Origin of the sequence: Selenobaculum gibii, assembly GCF_030273445.1 — a bacterium.
GTDB classification, from domain to species: domain Bacteria; phylum Bacillota; class Negativicutes; order ICN-92133; family ICN-92133; genus Selenobaculum; species Selenobaculum gibii.
Window position 1 is genome coordinate 1,511,843 of the sequence record NZ_CP120678.1, and the last position, 23,057, is coordinate 1,534,899.

Annotated in this window: 21 protein-coding genes; 5 read left to right on the forward strand and 16 right to left on the reverse strand. The window is 34.4% G+C overall.

The genetic code is table 11. The features are described from left to right. Positions 1 to 50 precede the first annotated feature (50 nt). The 7 genes from P3F81_RS07280 to P3F81_RS07310 form a co-directional block, all read right to left on the reverse strand. Positions 51 to 1,193, reverse strand: coding sequence for an iron-containing alcohol dehydrogenase (locus P3F81_RS07280; RefSeq protein ID WP_147669955.1), 1,143 nt, complete (start codon positions 1,191 to 1,193; stop codon positions 51 to 53). A gap of 158 nt (positions 1,194 to 1,351) precedes the next feature. Next, positions 1,352 to 2,545: an MFS transporter gene (locus tag P3F81_RS07285; protein WP_147669954.1), complete on the reverse strand. Its 1,194-nt coding sequence runs from the start codon at positions 2,543 to 2,545 to the stop codon at positions 1,352 to 1,354. Positions 2,546 to 2,703: 158 nt separating this feature from the next. Beyond that, a complete protein-coding gene (locus P3F81_RS07290) occupies positions 2,704 to 3,195 on the reverse strand; it encodes a flavodoxin family protein (RefSeq protein ID WP_147669953.1) in 492 nt (163 codons plus the stop codon). Between the two features lie 106 nt (positions 3,196 to 3,301). Continuing rightward, positions 3,302 to 4,525: a tryptophan synthase subunit beta gene (trpB, locus tag P3F81_RS07295; protein WP_147669952.1), complete on the reverse strand. Its 1,224-nt coding sequence runs from the start codon at positions 4,523 to 4,525 to the stop codon at positions 3,302 to 3,304. A 122-nt stretch (positions 4,526 to 4,647) separates the two neighbouring features. Next, positions 4,648 to 5,547 (reverse strand): DMT family transporter, encoded by a 900-nt coding sequence (locus tag P3F81_RS07300; protein WP_147669951.1) that lies wholly within the window; start codon positions 5,545 to 5,547, stop codon positions 4,648 to 4,650. 92 nt (positions 5,548 to 5,639) lie between these two features. After that, positions 5,640 to 7,214 carry a hydroxylamine reductase gene (gene hcp / locus P3F81_RS07305; RefSeq protein WP_147669950.1) on the reverse strand — a complete coding sequence of 525 codons (1,575 nt, stop codon included), beginning with the start codon at positions 7,212 to 7,214 and terminating at the stop codon, positions 5,640 to 5,642. A 14-nt stretch (positions 7,215 to 7,228) separates the two neighbouring features. Next, positions 7,229 to 7,933 carry a 4Fe-4S binding protein gene (locus tag P3F81_RS07310; protein ID WP_309320228.1) on the reverse strand — a complete coding sequence of 235 codons (705 nt, stop codon included), beginning with the start codon at positions 7,931 to 7,933 and terminating at the stop codon, positions 7,229 to 7,231. Positions 7,934 to 8,083: 150 nt separating this feature from the next. On the opposite strand from P3F81_RS07310, the gene P3F81_RS07315 reads away from it, so the two are divergent. Beyond that, positions 8,084 to 8,755, forward strand: coding sequence for a Crp/Fnr family transcriptional regulator (locus P3F81_RS07315; protein ID WP_147669949.1), 672 nt, complete (start codon positions 8,084 to 8,086; stop codon positions 8,753 to 8,755). A 56-nt stretch (positions 8,756 to 8,811) separates the two neighbouring features. Here the strand turns inward: P3F81_RS07315 and P3F81_RS07320 are convergent, their stop codons facing one another. The 5 genes from P3F81_RS07320 to P3F81_RS07340 form a co-directional block, all read right to left on the reverse strand. Then, on the reverse strand, positions 8,812 to 9,285 hold the full coding sequence (locus tag P3F81_RS07320) for a nucleoside deaminase (RefSeq protein ID WP_147669948.1): 474 nt from the start codon (positions 9,283 to 9,285) through the stop codon (positions 8,812 to 8,814). A 164-nt stretch (positions 9,286 to 9,449) separates the two neighbouring features. Further along, positions 9,450 to 10,415 carry a type I phosphomannose isomerase catalytic subunit gene (locus P3F81_RS07325; protein WP_147669947.1) on the reverse strand — a complete coding sequence of 322 codons (966 nt, stop codon included), beginning with the start codon at positions 10,413 to 10,415 and terminating at the stop codon, positions 9,450 to 9,452. Positions 10,416 to 10,996: 581 nt separating this feature from the next. After that, a complete protein-coding gene (locus P3F81_RS07330) occupies positions 10,997 to 11,446 on the reverse strand; it encodes a metallophosphoesterase family protein (protein WP_309320230.1) in 450 nt (149 codons plus the stop codon). A 155-nt stretch (positions 11,447 to 11,601) separates the two neighbouring features. Further along, positions 11,602 to 13,407, reverse strand: a complete 1,806-nt coding sequence (locus P3F81_RS07335) for an oleate hydratase (RefSeq protein ID WP_309320788.1) — start codon at positions 13,405 to 13,407, stop codon at positions 11,602 to 11,604. Positions 13,408 to 13,693: 286 nt separating this feature from the next. Beyond that, the gene (locus tag P3F81_RS07340; protein WP_147669945.1) at positions 13,694 to 14,188 is read right to left on the reverse strand and encodes a hypothetical protein; all 495 of its coding nucleotides are present in this window, start codon (positions 14,186 to 14,188) and stop codon (positions 13,694 to 13,696) included. Between the two features lie 573 nt (positions 14,189 to 14,761). Between P3F81_RS07340 and P3F81_RS07345 the strand changes: the two genes are divergently transcribed. From P3F81_RS07345 to P3F81_RS12915, 3 genes are read left to right on the forward strand one after another with little or no spacing between them, the layout of a single operon-like run. Continuing rightward, positions 14,762 to 15,070, forward strand: a complete 309-nt coding sequence (locus P3F81_RS07345; protein WP_309320232.1) for a transcriptional regulator — start codon at positions 14,762 to 14,764, stop codon at positions 15,068 to 15,070. Next, positions 15,060 to 15,626 carry a cyclase family protein gene (locus P3F81_RS07350; protein WP_147669943.1) on the forward strand — a complete coding sequence of 189 codons (567 nt, stop codon included), beginning with the start codon at positions 15,060 to 15,062 and terminating at the stop codon, positions 15,624 to 15,626. Before P3F81_RS07345 ends, P3F81_RS07350 begins: the two co-directional genes overlap by 11 nt. Before the next feature lie 57 nt (positions 15,627 to 15,683). After that, positions 15,684 to 15,791, forward strand: a complete 108-nt coding sequence (locus tag P3F81_RS12915; RefSeq protein ID WP_147669942.1) for a cysteine-rich KTR domain-containing protein — start codon at positions 15,684 to 15,686, stop codon at positions 15,789 to 15,791. Positions 15,792 to 15,980: 189 nt separating this feature from the next. On the opposite strand, the gene rlmD is transcribed toward P3F81_RS12915, so the two are convergent. The 3 genes from rlmD to P3F81_RS07370 all read right to left on the reverse strand — a co-directional run bounded on the left by rlmD (position 15,981) and on the right by P3F81_RS07370 (position 20,080). Continuing rightward, positions 15,981 to 17,351 (reverse strand): 23S rRNA (uracil(1939)-C(5))-methyltransferase RlmD, encoded by a 1,371-nt coding sequence (gene rlmD / locus P3F81_RS07360; protein ID WP_309320234.1) that lies wholly within the window; start codon positions 17,349 to 17,351, stop codon positions 15,981 to 15,983. Positions 17,352 to 17,455: 104 nt separating this feature from the next. Beyond that, positions 17,456 to 18,340 carry a YegS/Rv2252/BmrU family lipid kinase gene (locus tag P3F81_RS07365; protein WP_147669940.1) on the reverse strand — a complete coding sequence of 295 codons (885 nt, stop codon included), beginning with the start codon at positions 18,338 to 18,340 and terminating at the stop codon, positions 17,456 to 17,458. A 99-nt stretch (positions 18,341 to 18,439) separates the two neighbouring features. Further along, positions 18,440 to 20,080 carry a putative polysaccharide biosynthesis protein gene (locus tag P3F81_RS07370; RefSeq protein WP_147669939.1) on the reverse strand — a complete coding sequence of 547 codons (1,641 nt, stop codon included), beginning with the start codon at positions 20,078 to 20,080 and terminating at the stop codon, positions 18,440 to 18,442. Positions 20,081 to 20,323: 243 nt separating this feature from the next. Between P3F81_RS07370 and P3F81_RS07375 the strand changes: the two genes are divergently transcribed. Next, on the forward strand, positions 20,324 to 21,091 hold the full coding sequence (locus P3F81_RS07375; protein ID WP_147669938.1) for a DUF4931 domain-containing protein: 768 nt from the start codon (positions 20,324 to 20,326) through the stop codon (positions 21,089 to 21,091). Between the two features lie 55 nt (positions 21,092 to 21,146). Here the strand turns inward: P3F81_RS07375 and P3F81_RS07380 are convergent, their stop codons facing one another. Continuing rightward, on the reverse strand, positions 21,147 to 22,763 hold the full coding sequence (locus P3F81_RS07380) for a peptide chain release factor 3 (RefSeq protein WP_147669937.1): 1,617 nt from the start codon (positions 22,761 to 22,763) through the stop codon (positions 21,147 to 21,149). Between the last annotated feature and the right edge of the window lie 294 nt (positions 22,764 to 23,057).

Here is a 23,057-nt window from a genome sequence, read left to right on the forward strand (position 1 = left end):
TCACCTCCCATAATAACTAATCTTTATACATAGGATTAGCCCTTCACAAATTAAAATGCAAATTCTAAGATTTTTTCTACATCAGCTAATCTTAAAACACTTAATTTACCAATATTTCCTCGAGAAACTGTCATTTCAGCTAATTTTCGTAAATCTTCTTCTTTTACCCCCAGTTCACGCAATGACGTAGCTGCATTCCAAGATTTAAGTAGTTGTTTTAATTCATATATTCCACTTTCAATATCATCGGTCAATAAAACATTTTTGGCAAAACGTTTAAATTGTTGTGGGTTACTATCACAAACATACTTCATCCATGCTGGAAAAATAACCCCTAACGCCCCGCCATGTGCAATCTGGGGATACATACAACTAATACTATGGGACATATCATGACATGCCCAGTCTCCACCTTTAAGCCCCGCACCGCTGATTCCATTCAAGCCCAAAGTAATTGCCCAAGCTAAATTCGCTCTACTTATCGTGTCTTTAGCATCTACTTTTAAACCTTCTACCGACTTAATAATTGTTTTTAATAAAGCTTCATTGACAGCAATACTCGTTTCCTCATTCGTGCCAATAAAATAATATTCCATAATATGCGCCATAGCATCAAGCGCCCCATTTACAGTTTGATTCCATGGCAATGTATTCTGCACATCAGGTTGAATAATAGAAGCAACCGGATATAAAAGAGGACTTCCTGTTCCCCATTTTTTGTTTTCTTCATCATTACTAATTACCGCACTACAATTCATCTCAGATGCAGTTGCTGATAATGTTAAAATTGTAAAAATCGGCAAAGCTTTTTTTATTTTCTCTTTTCTTTCAAAAACTTGCCAAATATCGTCTGCATAAACTCCTGCTGCTACAATTTTAGTTGTATCAATAACACTACCACCGCCAACAGCTAATACAGCATCAACTTTTTCTTTTTTCGCAATCGCAATTGCTTCCCGAACTTTAGCTAAAGAAGGATTGGCCCTTACCCCCCAACATTCCCTCCACTCAATTCCATTTTTCCGCAAAGAATTTATCGTGATATCATAAACATTATTTTTTTTAATTGAGCCACTTCCAGCAATCATCAAAACTTTCTTACTCCCCACATTAGAAAGCAGTTCGCCTATTTTCTCAATCGTATTTTCACCAAAAACTAATTTGGTTGGATTATAAAAATTATAAGAAATCATTTATCCCTCTCCTAACAAAACCTATCCTTAATACAATTTAAAATTCTACAAAATAGTTAAACTACCTTCAATCAGAAACAAATTTTTTCACAAAATGATAAAATTGGCCTATGTTTTTTTGCATTTTTATTTTTTTTTAAAAGTAATTTATTAAAAAATTAGATAAATAAAAAAATGTAACCGATAGTAAAAATAAGATATATTCCCCAAGCGAAAGAATATCCTATTATATCTGCCATAAAACCAGAAAAAAGGGGGCCTATTCCCCCACCTATTGTAAAAAACAACTGTGCAATTCCTAGAATTGCAGCATAGTTTTCTTTAGAAAATAACTTTCCCACTCCATACGCCGGCCACAAAGAAGGCATACATAAACTAAGGCCAAAAATAATTGCAAAAACATACGGAATAGTTGATTGCTCCATAAAAAACAATAAACATATCGCAATAAAATTCAATCCACTAAAAAACAAAATTGCATGTTTTGTTTTCATCGAATCAAACACAGCTCCACCAAGGATACTTCCCACTAATGCTGAAATTGCTAATGTTGAACCAATATTTGCTCCATACTCCAGTCCATATCCTAAAGATGATAAATAAGATTGTACATGTACTTGAACCCCAGATACTGTAATACCTAAAAATAAAAGCCCTATAGTAAACCGCCAAAAAGTTTTATTTGTCCAGAGATTAGATAAGCTTGACTTATTGTTAATTTTAATATTCGGATTATCTTCAAGAACCCTTTTGATAAAATTATTCTTATCACTTAAATGAGGTGAAAGTTTCATAATAAATAATGAGATAGGAACCGCAATCATCAATATAATTAAACCAAGAAAAATATATGTTTTTTCATACCCAAATTCTATGATTTTATCTGATACAATTTGCATCCAAAAAAAAGTTCCCATGCCTGCACCTGCGAATGCAATTCCCATCGCTGTTCCGCGCCATTCGCCAAACCAGTTTGTAATAACTGTAGAAATTGGAATTGACGTTAAGCCCGCCATACCAATTGCTATAAATACTGCAATAGTATAAAATTCTGTAATATTTTTTACAAAACCATAGCTTAAAAATCCACTTCCTACTAAAATAGCACTTATTGTCATAATAATTTTTAAATTTATTTTTTTTATTAAATATCCAATCAACGGAGATGCAAATGCAATTACAGCCGCACTTATTGTAAAAATTAAAGAAAAAGCACTAATACTAAAACCTAAATTTTCTATGACTGAACTCATAAATAATGGCTGAATGGAATTTACTATACTAAAAGGAAAAGCCATTAATAAAAAACATCCTATTAAGATAATCCATTTATACCATACTTTTCTTTGCATTTACTTCTCCTTTTCAATGATAAATTATCACATTTTGCAAAACTTAAATAAATTTTTTTAAGATAGATCCTTATCGTTATTATGACTCGTTTCTCTTTCAATATGCACAAAAAAGGAGCACTGTATATGCAATGCTCCTTTTTTGTATCTATTAACTTCTAACTAAATAGTTCAACAGCTTTTTTTGCGATTCTTTCTCCAAAAACCTGAAACATCCGTTTGCTTTCTTCAAAATTTTCTTTTAATGCAACTGCTCCAAGATGAATGAATGGCTGTCCATATGCACTTCCACCAGAATATACGAGCATTCCTTTTACCATTAAATGATGCAAAATAAAGGAAATAGCACAATCCGCACCACCTTGCGCATAATCAGCTGTCGCAAAAGCAGCTCCTAATTTTCCTGCCAAATTATATTTGTGAGATTCATCAAACCATTTTTTTATCTGCCAGCAAGAGCTCGCATAATATGTAGGCGTTCCAAAAACAACAGCTTTGCTTTCTGATAAAAATTTCTCATCTATCTCATTACAGCTTAAATCAAAAAGTCGCACCTCTATATTTTGGATTTGTTTCATTCCTAATGCAACTTCTTCTGCCATAATTTTTGTTTTACCACCCTTGCTATAATACAAAATCGAAATCTTCAAAAAAAAAACACTTCTTTCTTTAATTTATTTAACATTGATTTAATTCAATATTCCTAGTTCATTTCCTGTATATAATTTATTATAAAAATTTTGCATATGAACTTTATTATTTAAAGTCGTTATATTGCTCTCCATAACCATATTTCTCAACTACATAATCAATATCTTTATCGCCACGACCACTTAAACAAACTAAAATGGAGCCCTGCTTCATTTCTTTTGCTTTTTTCATAGCAAAAGCAACAGCGTGCGAACTTTCTAAAGCAGGAATGATACCTTCATACCGAGATAATTTAAAGAAAGCATCAATCGCTTCTTCATCTGAACTTGTACCATATTTAACTCTCCCCAAATCATGTAAAAATGCATGTTCTGGTCCAACGGATGGATAATCTAATCCACTTGCAATTGAGTATACAGGGGCTGGTTCTCCTTGATGATCTTTTAACATAATGCTTTCAAATCCATGCATAATTCCTCGTTCACCATACGACATTGATGCAGCATGGTCACCTAAGTTGCTACTTTTTCCTAAAGGTTCAACCCCAACAATATCTATAGGTTCTTCTAAAAATGGAATAAACATTCCCGCTGCATTGCTTCCCCCGCCAACACAAGCACATACTACATCAGGAAGTAATCCTGTCATTTCTTTAAACTGATCTTTTGCTTCATAGCCAATAACTGCTTGAAAATCACGTACCATCAATGGAAATGGATGAGGTCCTAAAGCCGAGCCAATACAATAAATAGAGTCTTTATAATTTTTTGCATAAGATTCAAATGCAGAATCCACTGCTTCTTTTAATGTTTTCAATCCATGCGATACAGGGACAACATTCGCACCAAGAATTTTCATTCGAGTTACATTTGGTGCTTGTTTTGCAATGTCGACTTCTCCCATATGTATTTCACATTCTAATCCAAAGAATGCAGCAGCCGTTGCAAGCGCTACCCCATGCTGGCCCGCTCCAGTTTCAGCAATCAAGCGTTTTTTTCCCATAAATTTAGCAAGCAAACCTTCGCCCATACAGTGATTCAATTTGTGGGCGCCAGTATGATTTAAATCTTCTCTTTTTAAATAAATTTGACAGTTACCAATTTTTTTAGATAATCTCTCACAATGATACACAGGGGTCGGTCTACCTTGAAATTCTCGTCGAATTCTTCTTAATTCATTGATAAATTGAGATGAGTGGCAAATTGTCTGATAAGCATCTGCAATTTCTTCAAAAGCAGGTGTCAATTCATCAGGTAAGTATGCTCCACCATATACACCAAATCTACCATTTTTATCAGGATAATCTTTTAAATATCTTCTAAAATCCATGTAGCAACCTCCAAATCATTTTTCATACCATTTTAGTATAACAATATGTGATAATCTTTACAAGGATACAAATAATCAGATTAAAAATCATCTATATTTTTATTTTGTCTTCTCCAAAAGAATTATAGTTTTTTTGAACCTCTAATATATTTATCAAGCCTTATCAAAGAGCTTACATCAATCTCACTTAAAAGTGTAAACCCTAAAATTAATCCCCCACCAATAATTTGTAAAAAACTCATCGTTTCATTTAAAAGAAATGAGGAAATTATTATTGCAAAAATTGGATCTATATAACTCATTAATGCAATTTTTTGTCCTGTCAACATTTTTATTGAAGATAAATACAAACAATAGGTAAAACCCGTATGAATTACACCTAAAAAAATCAAATTAAAAATTCCCCAATTATCCAAAGTCCTAACATGAATACCATTACTAAAGCATACATATGGCAATAATACAAAAATTGCTGCAACAAATTGCAATAGAGTTCGCTCTACCCCCATTACTTTCTTTATATATTTATTTAATAAAACTACTGTTGCATAGAAAATTGCCGCCCCTAATCCAAAAAGAATCCCTAAAAAGTGATTCTTTGCTTCCCCCAGGCTAACACCAATAATTAATACCAATCCAACAGTCGACATAATAAAGCAAATACTTTGTTTTAAACCCAACTTTTCTTTAAATAATATGGGACAAATCATCATTACAATAACAGGTGCAAAATAATAGCACAAGGTAGCTAAAGAAATACTTGTATAATGATAGGCCTCAAATAAAAAAATCCAATTCACTCCCATAGCGATTCCCGATGCTAATAACCATGGCAAATCTGATTTAATCTGACGAAAAGAAATATTTCGTCCCCATAAAAATTGATATATCAATATCGCTCCCGTACCAATTAAAGCACGAAACAAAGCAATTTCCCCAGCCGAAAGGGATATGTTTTTAACAAAAATCCCAACTGTCCCAAAGATCATCATTGCACAAATATATTTTACTTCTGCATACATGGCTATAAACAACCCCTTAAATAAAAAATACTCCCTTTACAGTAACAGATTTCCATACTTCCGTCTACTGCAAAGAGAGTCTTTTTATTTACCTATCCTAAGATTTTTTTCAAATCTTCCTCTGGCGTACTAATTGGTGAAATATTAAAATTCTCCACTAAATAATTCAATACATTTGGCGATACAAAGGCAGGTAATGTTGGCCCTAAATAAATATTCTTTATCCCTAATGATAATAAAGTTAATAAAATACAAACTGCTTTTTGCTCATACCATGATAGCACTAAAGTTAATGGTAATTCATTAACCCCACACTTAAATGCCTCAGCTAAAGCAATAGCAACGCGAATTGCGCTATATGCATCATTACATTGTCCCATATCCATAATGCGAGGTAAGCCAGCAACTGTTCCTAAATCAAGGTCATTAAATCTAAACTTTCCACATGCTAATGTCAAAATAATTGTATCTTGCGGCGATTTTTTTACAAAATCAGTATAGTAATTGCGTCCTGGTTTCGCACCATCGCATCCACCAACCAATAAGAAGTGACGAATATCACCTTTTTTCACTGCATCAATCACCTTATCCGCAACAGATAAAACCGTGTTATGTCCAAAGCCAGTCATAACCGTTTTTCCTCCGTTAATCCCAGTAAACACGGTATCTTCTTTATATCCTCCTAATTCCAAAGCTTTTTCAATGACCGGAGTATAATCGCGCTCATCGTCGATATGCACCATCTCTGGATATGCAACTACTTCCGTTGTAAATACACGATCACGATAACTATCTTTTACTGGCATCAAGCAATTTGTTGTAAATAAAACTGGCGCTGGTATATGGTCAAACTCTTTTTGTTGATTTTGCCACGCAGTACCAAAGTTGCCTTTTAAATGAGGATACTCTTTTAATTTTGGATACGCATGTGCAGGCAGCATTTCCCCATGCGTATAAATATTAATCCCCTTATCCTTTGTTTGCTCTAATAATAAATATAAATCATATAGATCATGTCCCGTTACGACAATAAACGGACCTTTTTCTACAGTCAACGGAACTGTCGTAGGTACTGGGTTTCCATAAGTTTCAGTGTTCGCCTTATCTAGTAGCTCCATACATTTCAAATTTACTTTACCCGTTTCCAAAACAACTGGTAATAATTTTTCCATTGACCAATCTTGACTAATTGCATATAACCCTTGATAAAAGAAATCACTTACTTCTTTATTTTTGTATCCAAGCAAAAATGCATGATAAGCATATGCCGCCATACCTCTTAATCCAAATAAAATCAAAGACTTAAGTGAACGAATATCCTCATTTGCCTGCCAAATATTCTCCATTTCATATGCTTTATAATCACTCTTATTACGGTTTAGCTTTTCTGTTTCATTTTTTGTAATCTCAATTTGTCTACTTATCGCCGCATCATCAAAACTAACGTTTGTTACTGTAGTAAATAATCCCTCTAAAATAATCCGATGTGTCTGTTCTGTCACGTTCATTGCGTTTTCTTTCGCAACACATGCCAAGCTAATTAATGCACTGGTCAATGCATCTTGTAAATTCGCAGTATTTTCTTTTTTACCGCATACCCCAGCCTTTCCTCTACAGGCAACACTTCCCGCAGTCTGCTCACATTGAAAACAAAACATATTTTCCATAAAATTAACTCCTCCTAATTTAAAATTTCACCTTTTGTAGAAATCGTAACGATTTGCCAGGGGATAAATTTCCCACTTTCTTGCAAAGCCCGTTTGACAGCATTCTCAATACCTCCACAACACGGAACTTCCATGCGTACAACCGTTACACTTTTTATTTCATTTTCTCGAATAATCTCAGTTAATTTCTCGCTATAATCTACACTGTCTAATTTTGGACAACCAATCAGAGTAATATGATTTCGCATAAACTTACGATGAAAATCCCCATATGCAAATGCACTGCAATCTGCGGCAACAAGTAATCGTGCTCCATCAAAATAAGGTGCATGTACTGGAACAAGTTTTATTTGAAGCGGCCATTGCATAAGTTCACTACCAATATCCATATTCTCATCTTCTCTTTCATGCTTAACCATAATCTTTTGCGCTTGACTTCCGGGACAACTACCACTTGCACAAGTAGACTTCATTTTTCTTTTTGCCATTCGCTCCTTTACAATAGATTCATTATATTCATCTGCCTCCCGAACCTCAAAAGTAATCGCATTCGTTGGACAAGCAGGTAAACAATCACCTAAACCATCACAATATTCATCACGAATCAAATTTGCTTTACCATTCTTTATTTCTATTGCACCTTCATGGCATGCATCAGCACAAATACCACATCCATTACACTTTTCTTCATCAATTTTTATAATCTTTCTCATTACCATAACTAGTTTTCTCTCCCTTCATCATGAAATTCCCAAATATTATTTACGAATTATCCGTAATCTATCATCAACTTAACTTGACTTTATGCTGTTATTTTACTATGCTAAAAAAAATAAATCTGTTGTTTTTACAACAGTTTGGAGATTTTTATGGAAAATATTAAATTTAATGTATTAAAAAAATCTCCGTTATTTTATAACATAGCGGAGAAAGACCTAGAAATAATGTTAAATTGCTTATCTGTTCAAGAAAAAACATATCCCAAAAACACCTTTATTTTTAATGACGGTGATAACGTTTCAACCGTAGGTATCGTTTTAAGAGGCTCCGTTCATATCATTAAAGAAGACTTCTGGGGAAACCGAAGAATTATCTCCCAAATTGGCATAAGTGATATTTTTGCTGAAACATTTTCCTGCGCGCAAGTAGAGAAAATACCTGTTAGTATTGTAACGAATGAAAAAACAGAAATCATGCTTATAGATTATAAGCGAATTATAAACACTTGTTCATCTTCCTGCCTTTTTCACTCATATCTCATTCAAAATATGCTAAAAATTATTGCAAATAAAAATATTTTACTTACACAAAAAATTGAACACATCACACAACGTACCACACGCGAAAAATTAATTTCTTATTTATCTGCTCAAGCAAAAATATCGAATCATCACACATTTACGATTCCTTTTAATCGTCAGGAATTAGCCGATTATTTATCGGTAGATCGCAGTGCTATGTCAAGTGAATTATCTAAATTACAAAAAGAAGGCCTCCTTAAATTCGAATGTAATACCTTCAAATTTATAGGAAGCCTATGATACATTTTCATATTTAGCAAAATTTTATAAAGTCATTTCAGATCAGATAAAACAAGTTAGTATATTGTTTTATCTGATTTTTTTTGAAATAATTCAAAAGCTTTAATTGTTTCACTTCGGGCTAACTGTTTCAACTCCAAAGTTGTAGAATCCTTGCATTTATCTTCAATGAAATTATATATAAAATCATCTCTAAATCCAATATTAGCAGCATCACTTGCGGTATTCCCATAATAAGCGATCTTTATATTTGCCCATATAATTGCACTCAGACACATTGGACAAGGGTAGCAAGAAGTATAGATGGTGCAGTCGCTAAGATCATGCGTCTTTAAATTTTCACACGCATTTCTTATTGCCTGAATTTCTGCATGACACGTAGGATCATGTTTTAGAAGCACTTGATTGTGTCCACATCCAACGACTTTATCTTTCTTAACAATAACAGCACCAAAAGGGCCGCCCTCATTCGTCAAAAGATTCTTTTGTGATTCATCTGCCGCCATTGCCATAAAACGTTCGCTACTCATCAGAAATCCTCCTTTGCCTACATCTGCATAAAATCTAAATGTTTCTTAGCTGTAAAGAATTAACTTAACAATTCATCCCCATTTATCTATCCATTGCATTCATCCTATTTTAAAATATACCCGATGAAAAACTGAATAGTTTCTTCAACTCTGATTTTATTACTTTATACCATACTTAAAATAAATTTACCTTTTCCGTTAATTTTATATTCCCCCATACTAGCCGGAATAAAAATACTGTCACCTTTACCTATTTTCATAGTTTTATCCCTATTTACCAATTCTACTCCACCATCTAGCACGAGAATGGATTGAAAAGAAGAATCATCAGCATAAAGATTGCATTGTTCTTTTACATCAAATAAATAAACTTTAAAATATTCACATTGAGCAAGTAACTTCATTGAAAAATCAGCAAAAAAGCTCATCGTGGCTTCCGCCGTACATGGTTTTGTTGGATGATTTAAATGAGTTACATCCAATGCCTTTTCTATATGTAATTGACGTGGCTTACCATCAGAACCAATCCGACCATAGTCATAAATGCGATATGTCGTATTAGAATTCTGCTGAATTTCAGCGATTACGATACCTTTGCCAATTGCATGGAGCGTTCCCGCATCAATAAAGAAAACATCGCCTTTTTTCACCGGTACACTGTTGCATACATCTAATAATGTATTATTTTCAATCTTCTTTTTAAACTCTTCTTTACTAATCTTTTCTTTAAAACCATAAAGTAAAGTTGCACCTGGCTCACAGTCAACAATATACCACATCTCTGTTTTCCCATATTCACCTTCAACTCGTAAAGCATATTCATTTTCAGGATGCACTTGTACAGATAAGTTGTCTGCAGCATCAATTAACTTGATTAAGATAGGAAAGTCAGTAAACTTTTCTGCATTTTTCCCTAATACCGCTTTACCCGCTTTTTCTATGTAATCTGAAAGTTTTAGTCCTGCATATTCACCATTGAGCACAACACTTTGCCCAGCTTTATGACAAGACAGTTCCCAGCTTTCCGCCACCTTTTCAAACTCAGTTCGCTTATGAAAATCAGTTTTAAGCTTCGTTCCTCCCCAAATATAATCTTTCATCATTGCTTGTAATTGTAATGGATATAGCAAATTCTCCGCCTCCATTTTCTAATAGAATCTCTTAAATCTCTTTATATTAAAAAGTAGTGAGCATTTATTTAGTCAAATTATTCTATATTAAAACTATTCAAACCAATCCTAAATATTAATTTACAAAATAATCTAATCAAGTCATTATATCACTTTTACTAATACCTCACAAATCTATATTCACCTTAGTTGGTATCTTACCTTTAGATAAAAATATTTCATAATCCGGTCAATTGCGATAATAAATTTACTCCATATTGCCCATCTCTCGGTACTTTCTATTACATCATAAGTCTCATCTAAATTTTCAAATTTATTTTGACCCATAATTGGCGTTGATTATAAATTAAAACCGTCCCAGCATTTAACACCATAACCATGGCTTGTGTTTCACCAAAATTATCAGCGATAACTTTCATTAATCTCACCTTATTTTTTATTTGTAAAGAAATAAAAATTTATAGCAATATCAATAAGTATATTCAAATTATACCTTGACATTGCTATGATTGTATACGCTATTTCATTTGTGTTATCCACTTGCTTAAATTAAAATTTAAGACCACAATCTATGGCTATATCTACTTTATAATAATCTTCTCATATTTGTAAGTTTCCCCACTAATCCACATTTCACACATACTAATTGGTAAATTAAATCGACGGTTTCCACAACTACCTGGATTTAGACACAATACTCCATCTATTATTTTATCATCGTATTTATGGGAATGACCATAAATAACCACATCAATATTTGTTAATTCTTTTGGTATATCTTCTTTATTATGAACAAGTAGAATCCGTACTCCTTCAATGGTTATTGCAAGGATTTTTGGTAAATTGCAAGCCCATTCTTTATCATTGTTCCCACGAATAATAAATAGTTCACTATGTTCATTTAAATATTGAAGAACCATTGGCGTATTAATATCACCAGCATGAATTACAAAATCCACAGTCGGCAGTTTCGCTTTAACTTCATCACGTAATAGTCCATGTGTATCTGATATAATCAAAACTTTCTTCAAAAGTGCCCTTCTCCCGTACATTATTTCAGCGACTTTCATTATATCATGCCTCTTTAAGCCTTGAACATCTAATTTTATTGTAAATTCCTTTAAATGAACGACACAACCCGAACACAAATTTATCCTGGAATGAATTTTGTTGTATAAAATAAGTTTTAAATTAAATGATACTCTCTAAGCAATTTTTCAATGTCAGTACCTTCAAGTTTTTTCAAAACACCTTTTAGAGCAACCTTTTGAGTAAGACTTAGTTTCATATCCGTAATTTTTTGACCATCACGAATCTTAACTGTAGCATCTAATAAATCTCGAATATCATACGTACTCCCCCATACTTCTGGAACTCCACGATCAATATTAAGAAGCGTATAAACCGCTTCCATACCCGTACGAATAGAATACTCCGTTGTAAAAATAGTATCACGTACAGTCTCTGCAAATTGACCAATGAATGCAAAATTAATACTGCCCTTTGGTACAACATCCGGTCGATCTCCAGCTGCACGCGGCATAAAGAAAGCTGTAATATACGGCATCATACATGGCACAGTATTCGCGCTATTTTCAGCCAACTCCTCAATTTCACTTTCTGGTACTCCCATATGATACAGCCATTCCATGCAAATTTCTTTCCCTGTACATTCACGCATAGGCTTTTTTACAAAATCTCCTTCTTTATCGCTAAACAGACCATAAATCCAACCAACAAGCTGATTCTTCGCTTGTTCACGAAACTGTGGCTGTCGATTAAAAGTCCAGCTTAAAAGCCAGCTCGAATCTTTCGCTGTAACAATGCCACCAGTGACTACTCCTCCACTAAAAGGATCACGCTTACATATTTTTTCAACATAAGGAGGTATACGGTCATCAAGTGTTGTTACAGTTGCAGACATCCAGTTGCTCCGCTCCGGATCATAACAAAACTTGTCGGGATTACCGAAGGATGGATCCTGTGCAGCAATTTTTCGCCACATATCCCATCCACCACCTTCCGTTGATTCCTTATTAAATGGAGCAGGATGCTCTTGATCTCCAATCGTAGAATTTTCTACACACCCCCCATTCGTAATAAAAATCAAATCATCTTCCGTTAAATCAATATTTTTTTCTTTTCCATCACAAACAGTAATTACGCGTTTTGCAATCTTCTTATCCTTTTGAATATCGAATTCAACATTGATAACCTTGATGCCATAATGAAACTGCACATTATGGGATTCTAAATATTTAATTAGCGGCAAAACCATAGATTCATACTGATTATATCTTGTAAAACGAAGTGCCCGAAAGTCTGGCAAACCACCAACATGATGGATAAACCGTTTAATATAAAGTTTCATTTCAAGTGCACTATGCCAATTTTGAAAAGCAAACATAGTGCGCCAATACATCCAAAAATTAGAATCTAATACTTCATTACTAAAAACCTCATCAATCCGTTTATCATACAGTTTCTCATCTGGAGTGAAAAATAGATGCATAATTTCCATTGCACCTTTATCACTTAAACCAAACTTACCTTCGGTTTGGGCATCTTCACCTTGATTAACTGTTGCACGCATCAATGAATAGTTAGGATCTCTCTTATTAAGCCAATAATACTCATCAAGCACACTAATCCCCTCGGTCTCAATCGAAGGAACAGAGCGATACAAATCCCACATACACTCAAAGTGATTGTCCATTTCACGTCCACCACGCATGACATAGCCAACATTTTCATAATGATAACCATCACATGCGCCCCCAGGTAAAGGTTCTTTTTCAAGAATATGAACGTTTTCACCCTTCATTTGTCCATCACGAACAAGGTAAAAAGCCGCCGCTAAAGCAGCAAGTCCTGAGCCTATGATATAAGCTGTCTTTCTATCTACGCCTTCTGGTTTTAACGGACGAGCAAAAGCTTCATAATTACCTCTAGAATAATAAATAATAAAAACTCCTTTGTTTCTAAATTTTATTTTACACCTCTATTTATATTTTCACAGATTATATAAACTATTCATCAATATACAAACATTACCTTAATTTACATTGATAAAAATTTCGTAATTGTATAATAAAAATTCGCCCAAACATAAGTCTAGGCGAATATAAAATGTATTGATTAAATTATTACATAATTGTTTCCAAAGATGCCTCGACTGATGACTTAACTCGCATTCTAACACCATTATGGTATTTTATCCTCACTAAAAAGCTGGCTGCCGCACTTTTCTCAGCACAGCAGCCTTTTTAACTTACTTTTTAAAATTTTACAGTTGCACCGACACCGAACTTGTCCTCATTTCGGCCATGATCAGGACTAAATGCATGGTAATTTACATTGAAATCAATATTAGATGCAATCGCAATGTTAGTTCCAATTTGAGTTTCTTTAAAATCGCCTCCGACCGCATAAGAAATATACCCAGTCATACTATCGCCAAGCGGCGCACTTGCAGCCAATCCGGCATAAAAATTCGAAGAATCATATGGTAAATCGCGGTTACCGACCATTGCCCGAAGATTTTCATTAATACGAAATTGTCCATAAATATCGTCCATATCACCATAATACCTGCGATCCGCATTTTGATACCCGATGGTAAACTTATCAGAAAGTTGATGTTCTACATAATATTCCGTAGTTCCGATTCCAATAGCAGTTTCCCCCTCCGAAAGATCATTTATCGGAGCAGCGAATACGGAAGTTACATTCAACGCTACTAATGCCGTTAATGCCAATAAACTTTTCTTCATTCTAGATATCCTCCTGTAAGTACTTTTCTCTAAAGCAGCAACTTTTTCAACCGCTTCAAAAAGTATCATACATGATATTGCTTTAAATGTCATTAAAAAGCGGGGTGGTAAATAACAGCAATTGTATTTCGATAAGGGCATCATTTATCCAATCATAGAATATGTTTTTACTTTGCTCAACTACACTTCCATTCCAGTTTATAATGAAGTTTGTACCCTGTTGATTTACCACGATAGTGTTCGTCTTTTGTGTAACGCTAAAATGATTTAATAGTAATCATATTCCACAATTGTCATAACTAAAAATATAATTGTTGACGTCGGAAACAATTTATTGTATAGTTTTTATTGTTTCCATCGTCAACAATAAATTTACCTTGCAATTACCCAATTAACAATCGTTAGATAGGAGGTCAAACAATTATAGAAACCGAGTTACTTAAAGAATTTGAAAAATTATATCAGCTGCAAGAAGCCATCGCAGAACTTTCAACAAAAGAACTTTATGATTCTCTTGGAACTACTGATACACACTGCATTAATTTTATTGGAAATATTCAAGAAGCTAATGGAGTGCAAATTTCTGTTAATCTAGGATTAACACGTAGTGCAATAAGCAAAATTACAACTCGTTTAGAAAAAAAAGGATATATCCAAGGTTGTAAAAAACCAAACAATAATAAGGAAATATTCTACAGTTTAACGGCAAAAGGTCAAGAAATTTATTTTAAACATGAAAAGGCTCATAATGCTTGGCTTTTACGAGATCAAGAGTTTTTAAAAACAGTTGGTGAATTAGAGAAAAAAACTGTGTTGCACTTTCTTAAAAGCTTTAACAATTATATATTAGAAAAAATGGAGATGACGAAAAATGATGATTGATTTAACGACAACTATAACCAAAGAATTTTTAGAATGGATGGAGAACTCCCCAAATAACAAACACGTAAACACTGGGCATGTTGGCACTCATTTGGACACCTATAAAAAAAGTAGTATTCCGCTTGAATACTTCAAGACAAAGGGAGTTGTAATAGATGTTGAAAAAATTGCCAATCTACGGGAGATTACGGTAAAAGATGTGATAGAAGTAGAAATTCCCCCAAATGGTTTTGTCCTTTTTTACACCGGAAGAATTAATGAATTTGAATATGGCAGTGAACAATATTTTGCAAACCACCCCCAACTGTCACATGAATTATTGGACTATTTATTAAAAAAGAAAATATGCTTTATCGGTATCGACTGTGCAGGTGTTCGCAGGGGTGAGGAACATCAAGCAGCAGATGAACTGTGTGAGTTAAATGGTTGCTATGTTATAGAAAACCTTTGTAATTTGCAGAAGCTAATTGATAAAAAATTTGAAATTTACACCATGTGGTTAGATAATCCAAGAGCTACAGGATTGCCTTGTAAAGTATTGGCGGAAATCATTTAACTTACAGAGCATTACTAATCTTTAAAACGATAAAAGTGCAGAAAAGGACTACAAAAATTGAAAACGGAATGGCTACTATGCCCAATTTGTAAAAGCAAAACTCGTATACAAACACGAGAAGACACAGGGTTAATCAACTTTCCACTGTTTTGCCCCAAATCTTAATCAATGTAAATGCATCAATTACAGACGCTAAGACGCAGAGCCAACAAATTCTATAGACAAGATGACAGTTCTTTTCATCTACAACCCTGCTCCAAATAATTCCCTATTTACTAAATTCCCCTTTTAAACAGAAAACTCCTAACAAATAACGTCATTATTTGTCAGGAGTTTTTATTTTCTCTCTATATTCTATTTCTTTTCTATCAACGCTACAGCCTCGACGTGACTTGTTGCGCCGAACATATCTACTGGTTGTATTTCTTTTGTTGTATATCCTAATTCTGCTAGGATTGCGATATCTCTTGCTAGGGAGGCTGGGTTGCAGGATACGTAGACGATTCTTGTTGGCTTCATGTTTGCGAAACTTTCTAGGACTTGTTTTTCACAACCGGCGCGTGGTGGGTCTACTACGATTACGTCGGGGCGGATGCCTTTTTCATAGAGGTTTGGCATTACCTCTACGGCATCACCGATGATAAATTCAGCATTTTTCACCTTATTATTTTCAGCATTTTTTATGGCATCCTTCACTGCTGGTTCTACGATTTCGATACCATAGACTTTTTTCGCTTTTTTCGCTAGAAATAAACTAATCGTACCGGTTCCACAATACGCATCAATGACTGTTTCTTTGCCTGTTAAATTTGCATATTCTACTGCTTTATTGTAAAGAACTTCTGCTTGTTTAGTATTAACTTGGAAGAATGATCTTGCGGATATATTAAATGAGAACTCTCCCATTTTATCAACAATCGTCGTTTTGCCCCAAAGTTTTAATGTCCGATTTCCCATGATGACATTTGTATGGTTTGGATTAATATTTTGGATAATGCTTACTACTCCAGGAATATTACGACGTAATTCTTCGACAACTTTCTCTTGCTTTGGTAAAATCTCTGTACTTGTTACCAAAACAACCATAATCTCGCCACTGGCAATACCAACACGTCCAATCACATGGCGAAGTACGCCTTGGCGTGTTTTTTCATCATATGTTGTTATATTTAATCTTCTTATTACACCGCGAACAGCATTGGCAACAAGATTATTCGCTTCATGTTGTATCACACAATTTTCTGTATTGACAATCGCATGTGTTCCTTGTGCATAACAGCCAATAATAACATCATTACCATTTCTGCCAATTGGAAATTGCATTTTATTGCGATAATGCCATGGATGATTTGCGCCAAGCGTTGGATGAATCACAACATCATTTTGCTTACCAATTCTTTGCACTGCATCTACCACTTGTTGACGCTTCACCTGTAACTGCCCTTCATAATCTAAATGCTGTAATTGGCAACCACCACACTTATAATAAATATCACATTGCGGCTTTGTACGATTTGGACTAGCCTTTATTACTTGACAAAGACGTCCTTTTGCATAATTTTTCTTTACTTCAGTAATTTGAACTTCTACCGTTTCCCCAATCAACGCATAAGGCACAAAAACCGTAAAGTCTTGATATTTTCCTACGCCTTCTCCACTGTGTCCCATGCTAACAATCTCTACATTATACTTTTTCCCTTTTATTACAGGTATTTGTACTTTCAAACTAAATCCACCTTTTCCATCTATTCTATATATTTTCATATCTTAAATAAATCATCGCAATATTATACTAAATGGGGCTGCATCAACAGCCCCATTTTCTATTGCTATTTTTCGTAAAACAATTTAATTTTCCCTGCTAAAGTCGTTATCTTTAGCGGTAATTTCGGCCCAAGCTCCCCATCTAAATCACTTTCAATTTCTTCTTCACATTCAATTTCAATATCTTTCGCCTGTAAATAAAGCACACTATTGTGACGAGTAATATTACCGCCCGCGAGCATTTCTAATGTTGATGTCATAAATTCGGGGATACTGCATTGTTTGATTAAAACCATATCCAATTTACCATCGTTAATCTTAGCATTAGCTACAACATTTTTCATACTTCCTACTGTGCCACTATTCACGATAACGAATAAAAATATTTTTTCTTCAATGATTCTTCCATCTGCTTTGATTTTCATCTTACGCGCATGGAACCCAGGAATTTCGCCTAGCCCTTTCAGATAATATGCCATTTTCCCCAATGCATTTTTTAATCCAGCATCTACTTTATGTGCAACGGAGGTAAGCACCCCTGCACTCGCAACGTTAATAAAATATTTATTGCCAATTTGCCCAATATCAATCGGCATAACCGAGCCTTTAGCAATCGTTTTAATATATCTATCTAAGTTTTTATTAATTCCTAAAAAAGATGCAAAATCATTCGACGTTCCGCTTGGAATTAAACCAATCGGTAAATCAATGTTTTCTGTAATCATTAAATTAATGATATCGTGGATGGTTCCATCTCCACCGGCAATAATTACACCATCTGCATTTAACGAACGCACAAATTTAGCAAATACGATTTCATTATTAGGTAATGTGCGATACGGAATAATAATGCAGTCATGTACACTAAATTTTTCAATAAGTTCATCTAGTTTGTATTTAAATAAAGCATCTCCAGAGACAGGATTATAGACTAAAATTAACTTTTTCATTTTCATCTCACCCCACAAATAAACGAGGCTGTTTCAGCAGACAAACTCCTACTGAAATCAGACAAGAAACAATAATATACGATGATAAACATTTTAGGTTTACGCTTTAAATGCACCTACACGTTGTAATAATTTAATAATAAATTTTCCTACCATAGGAATGCGCTCTATATCTCGTTCATTCATTCCACCAAGTAAAATCAATACTAAGAAGTATACAATAGAACCTGCAAGAATTGCGCCTAGAGTGGCCAGTGTATTACTTGCTAGGCTCGAAAAAATTTCTAAATAAGCAATATACATTATACCGCTCATTGCTGCAGTTGCTAAAATGTTTTTTGTAATCTGCTTAATATCTACGCCATATCCAACATATTTATGTAGAAAATACATATTGATTACTGCTGCAATTCCAATATCAGCAACTGTCGCCCAAGCCGCACCTAGAATACCAAAGTTAGGATTTGCAACCATAATCCAGTTTAAAGCAACTTTAGCTACAGCAGCAATAATCATATTAATCATCGGAATGGTTGTATGACCAAGCCCCTGTAATACTCCCGTAGTTACTTGATGAATGCCAAGCAGTACAATGCTCATTGATAAAACACTCACTGTAGGACCTGCATTTGCTGCATTGTAAATCAATTGAGAAATTGGTGTATCAAGCATAAATACAATTGCAAATGCGGGAAAACTAATTAAATAAGTAATCCGCATTGCAGCTGACGTCTGTTGGTAAACACGAAGTTTATCACCAAGTGCTTTCGCTTCCGAAATCGCTGGAACAATACTAATTGCCAAGGAAGCTGTAAGCAACGTAGCCAAGTTAATCAGCGGCACAGCCATACCCGTTAAATATCCAAATAATTCTGTCGCTTGTCCAACTGTATATCCAGCAACTTCAAGTCTAGCTGGAACAATCATTAAATCAAGATTCGCTACAATCGGCAACATAACGCTCGATGCCGATACAGGAAGCGCTAGCGCAAAAATCCGCTTCACAATCGTAAAACTGGATTCGCGCTTACCCTTCTCCTCGAGATGATCACCATACTCACGCCGAATATCCCGTTCTAACTGCCAATGATAATATACGAGTACAATCAATCCGGTCACCGCACCAGCAAATGCACCGAAACTAGCTCCTGCTGCTGCAAATTCTAGACCTCTCGGCAAAAATAAATTTGCGAATAATACCATAGTAATTACACGAAAAATCTGTTCAACTATCTGCGATACAGCCGTCGGTGTCATGCGCTGCCATCCTTGCAAGAAACCACGTGAACTTGCAAGAATAGTAACAAAGAAAATGGCTGGAGCTAACGCAGCAACGGAGTAATATGCCCGTGGATCACGAATAAATCTATATTCAATCAACCACCCTGCACCAAAATAAGTAGCCAAACTAAAAATAGCTCCGGTCACAGCCATAACTGCCATTGAAATACGAAAGATTCTCTTCGCTCCTAATATATCTTTCAATGCAACTTTTTCTGCCGTGATAATCGAAATCGCAACTGGTACACCAGCTGTTGAAACACTAAGTGCTAATAAATAGATAGGAAAAGCCATTTGATATAAGCCAATCCCTTCTCCTCCAAGTACCCTGGATACAAATATCCAATTTAGTGATCCAATAACTTTGACAACAATCCCTGCTATCGCTAAAATAAATGTCCCTTTTAAAAATGAATCACCATGATCATTCTTTTTTACTTCACTACTAATTGATAACACCTACCTCAAAGCAAATAATTGCTTTTCTTTTCAAATCTATTTATTATAATATAAGTATGTTCTTTTTTTATAAAACAACTCTACTTCATTTGATTTTGTAATTAATGAAGTAGATTTTCATTTGATAGATTTCCCCATATAGCTAAGTAAAATATTTTTACTTAAATTAATCTTAATCAAGCCTAAATTATATCATTTATTTCCTTACTATACCAGCATTAATTTTAAAGAAGGTGACTTTCCATGCCAAATAAATATCTCGAATTCAATATCAGCATTGGACAGCAAAAACCAGAAAGCATCGTCAATACTGGGACCAAATGTCCTTTTTGCGATCGCTCAGCCTTAACAAATGTTATCGCTCAAGATGGCGATATTATTTTAATAAAAAATAAATATCCTGTACTTAAAGATACTTTTCAAACTGTACTCATCGAAACGACCGAATGCAAAAGTGAATTATCTGAATACAATAAAGATCATTTGCATCGTCTATTTAAATTTGCAATACATCATTGGCTAGAAATGCAAACATCTAAAGAATATCAATCCGTCTTATTCTTCAAAAATCACGGGCCACTTTCAGGTGGAACTATCCGTCATCCCCATATGCAAATTGTTGGCTTAAAATACGTTGATTACCATGAATATTTTGATAATTCACATTTCAACGGGCTCATCATCGATGCTAGAAACGGTGTAGAATTAAACCTTTCAACTAAACCACGTGTTGGATTTTCTGAATTTAATGTTGTAATGCTTGAAACCAACAATAATATTGAACAACTTGCCGATTATGTGCAAACTACAGTACATTTTCTTTTAAATAACTTCAACAAAAAGTGTAAAAGCTACAATCTATTTTTTTATTTTATTGATGATTTAATCCGTGCAAAAATTATTCCGCGTTTTCCTACATCACCGATTTATATGGGCTATGGTATTCCACAAATTTCAGACCAATTAATCATTACTGCTAATAAAATTAAAAGCTTATATTTTTCAAAATAAAAAAGAAATTAGGGTGTTGCAAATGCAACGCCCTAATTTCTCTTTTTATATAAACTTATGCTTTCTTTTTATCTGGCGGAACTGGATAAAATTTAATATCTGGATTATTATCAGTAATCCACCCCAACGCCCATTCATTAGAAACGAGTAAAACTGGACGTTCTTTTATATCGTAAACAAACATTCCTCTATCCGCGCCACGCAATGAACTTGGCGTAATTTTTTCTTTCCCATTTTCCATCCAACGAGCAACCTCATACGGTTGCATTTGCATTAAAAGATCTACACCATATTCATTTTTTAAACGATATTCTAAAACTTCAAATTGTAAGCTTCCTACTGTACCAATAATATAGGATTCCGTACCTGCTCCAGCTTGTTGGAATAATTGAACTGCCCCCTCTTGCGTAAGCTCAGTAATCCCTTTAACAAATTGTTTTCGTTTCATTGTATCTTTCGCCTGAACACGCGCAAATTGCTCCGGTGGGAATACCGGAAAATCTGGGAAGTGGAACTTATGACCTTGACTACATAAAGTATCGCCCATACCAAAAATTCCTGGATCAAATAGACCAACAATATCCCCTGGATAGGCTTCATCAATAATCGTTCTATCTTGTGCTAAAAATTGTTGTGGTTGTGCAAGTTTAATCATTTTACCTGTACGGTCATGATATACTGACATTCCACGCGTAAATTTACCAGAACAAATTCTCATAAAAGATAAACGATCACGATGTGCTGGATTCATATTTGCTTGAATTTTAAAAATGAACGCAGAAAATTTTTCATCCTGCGGATCAATGATCCCATCTGATGATTCTCTTGCTGCCGGAGGTGGTGCAAGTCTTAAATATTCTTCGAGAAAATTTTGCACTCCAAAGTTTGTCATCGCGCTCCCAAAGAACATCGGTGTCAATTCGCCATGCTGCACTTTTTCATCATCGAATTGTTCCCCTGCCATATCGAGCAATTCAATATCTTCACAAAGTGCTTGATGATTTTCCTTGCCAATACGCTCGGCAAATACGGGATCTTCTACACTACCAACCTCAGAGGCAATGACATTTTGTCCATGCGTTCCATCTTCGGAGAATAATTCCACTTGGTTTTTCTGGCGGTTATATACCCCTTGATAATTGCCATCGATCCCAATTGGCCAGTTCATCGGATAAGCACGAATTCCTAGTACCTGTTCAATTTCTTCCATTAAATCAATTGGCGACTTACCAAAGCGATCGAGTTTGTTGACAAAAGTGAAAATCGGTATCCCACGTTGTCTACAAACTTTAAATAATTTTTTTGTTTGTGCTTCGACACCCTTAGCAACATCAATAATCATGACAGCACTATCTACTGCCATTAAAGTGCGATATGTATCCTCACTAAAGTCCTGATGCCCAGGTGTATCTAAAATATTAATTCTATAACCATTATAATCAAATTGTAACACACTGGATGTTACTGAAATTCCACGTTGTTTTTCAATCTCCATCCAATCAGATACTGCATGACGTTGCGTTTTCCTTGATTTTACTGAACCTGCTAAATGAATTGCACCACCATATAATAGCAATTTTTCCGTTAAAGTTGTCTTTCCGGCATCCGGATGAGAAATAATCGCAAACGTACGTCGACGATTAATTTCCTTATTAAGTTCTTCTGCTGACATCTAAATCCTCCAATATAAATAAATACATAATTAAAAAACGATAACTATCGCTTATTTAAAAAATTTCATGTTTTTTTCTAACCTTGTTATTTTACCACATTTGCGAAAAAAATCGTAATTATAATTAAGAAATTTTTTAAATTCACATTTTTAATTAATAATTCATAAACTACAAGTGACAAAACCATCTATTTTGTTTTATCCAATAAGTGACGTTGTCTAAATTTCAGCTAGAAAAAAGATAACATCAGGGCTTGGATTATTACATGTCTGCTTTACTTACTTTTCTATAGG

Bases quoted from the DNA above. Each gene is read 5' to 3' on its own strand.
- P3F81_RS07280 (WP_147669955.1), bottom strand. From the start codon at position 1,193: ATGATTTCTTATAATTTTTATAATCCAACCAAATTAGTTTTTGGTGAA.
- P3F81_RS07285 (WP_147669954.1), bottom strand. From the start codon at position 2,545: ATGCAAAGAAAAGTATGGTATAAATGGATTATCTTAATAGGATGTTTT.
- trpB (WP_147669952.1), bottom strand. From the start codon at position 4,525: ATGGATTTTAGAAGATATTTAAAAGATTATCCTGATAAAAATGGTAGA.
- P3F81_RS07300 (WP_147669951.1), bottom strand. From the start codon at position 5,547: ATGTATGCAGAAGTAAAATATATTTGTGCAATGATGATCTTTGGGACA.
- hcp (WP_147669950.1), bottom strand. From the start codon at position 7,214: ATGGAAAATATGTTTTGTTTTCAATGTGAGCAGACTGCGGGAAGTGTT.
- P3F81_RS07310 (WP_309320228.1), bottom strand. From the start codon at position 7,933: ATGGTAATGAGAAAGATTATAAAAATTGATGAAGAAAAGTGTAATGGA.
- P3F81_RS07315 (WP_147669949.1), top strand. From the start codon at position 8,084: ATGGAAAATATTAAATTTAATGTATTAAAAAAATCTCCGTTATTTTAT.
- P3F81_RS07320 (WP_147669948.1), bottom strand. From the start codon at position 9,285: ATGAGTAGCGAACGTTTTATGGCAATGGCGGCAGATGAATCACAAAAG.
- P3F81_RS07340 (WP_147669945.1), bottom strand. From the start codon at position 14,188: ATGAAGAAAAGTTTATTGGCATTAACGGCATTAGTAGCGTTGAATGTA.
- P3F81_RS07350 (WP_147669943.1), top strand. From the start codon at position 15,060: ATGATGATTGATTTAACGACAACTATAACCAAAGAATTTTTAGAATGG.
- P3F81_RS07365 (WP_147669940.1), bottom strand. From the start codon at position 18,340: ATGAAAAAGTTAATTTTAGTCTATAATCCTGTCTCTGGAGATGCTTTA.
- P3F81_RS07375 (WP_147669938.1), top strand. From the start codon at position 20,324: ATGCCAAATAAATATCTCGAATTCAATATCAGCATTGGACAGCAAAAA.
- P3F81_RS07380 (WP_147669937.1), bottom strand. From the start codon at position 22,763: ATGTCAGCAGAAGAACTTAATAAGGAAATTAATCGTCGACGTACGTTT.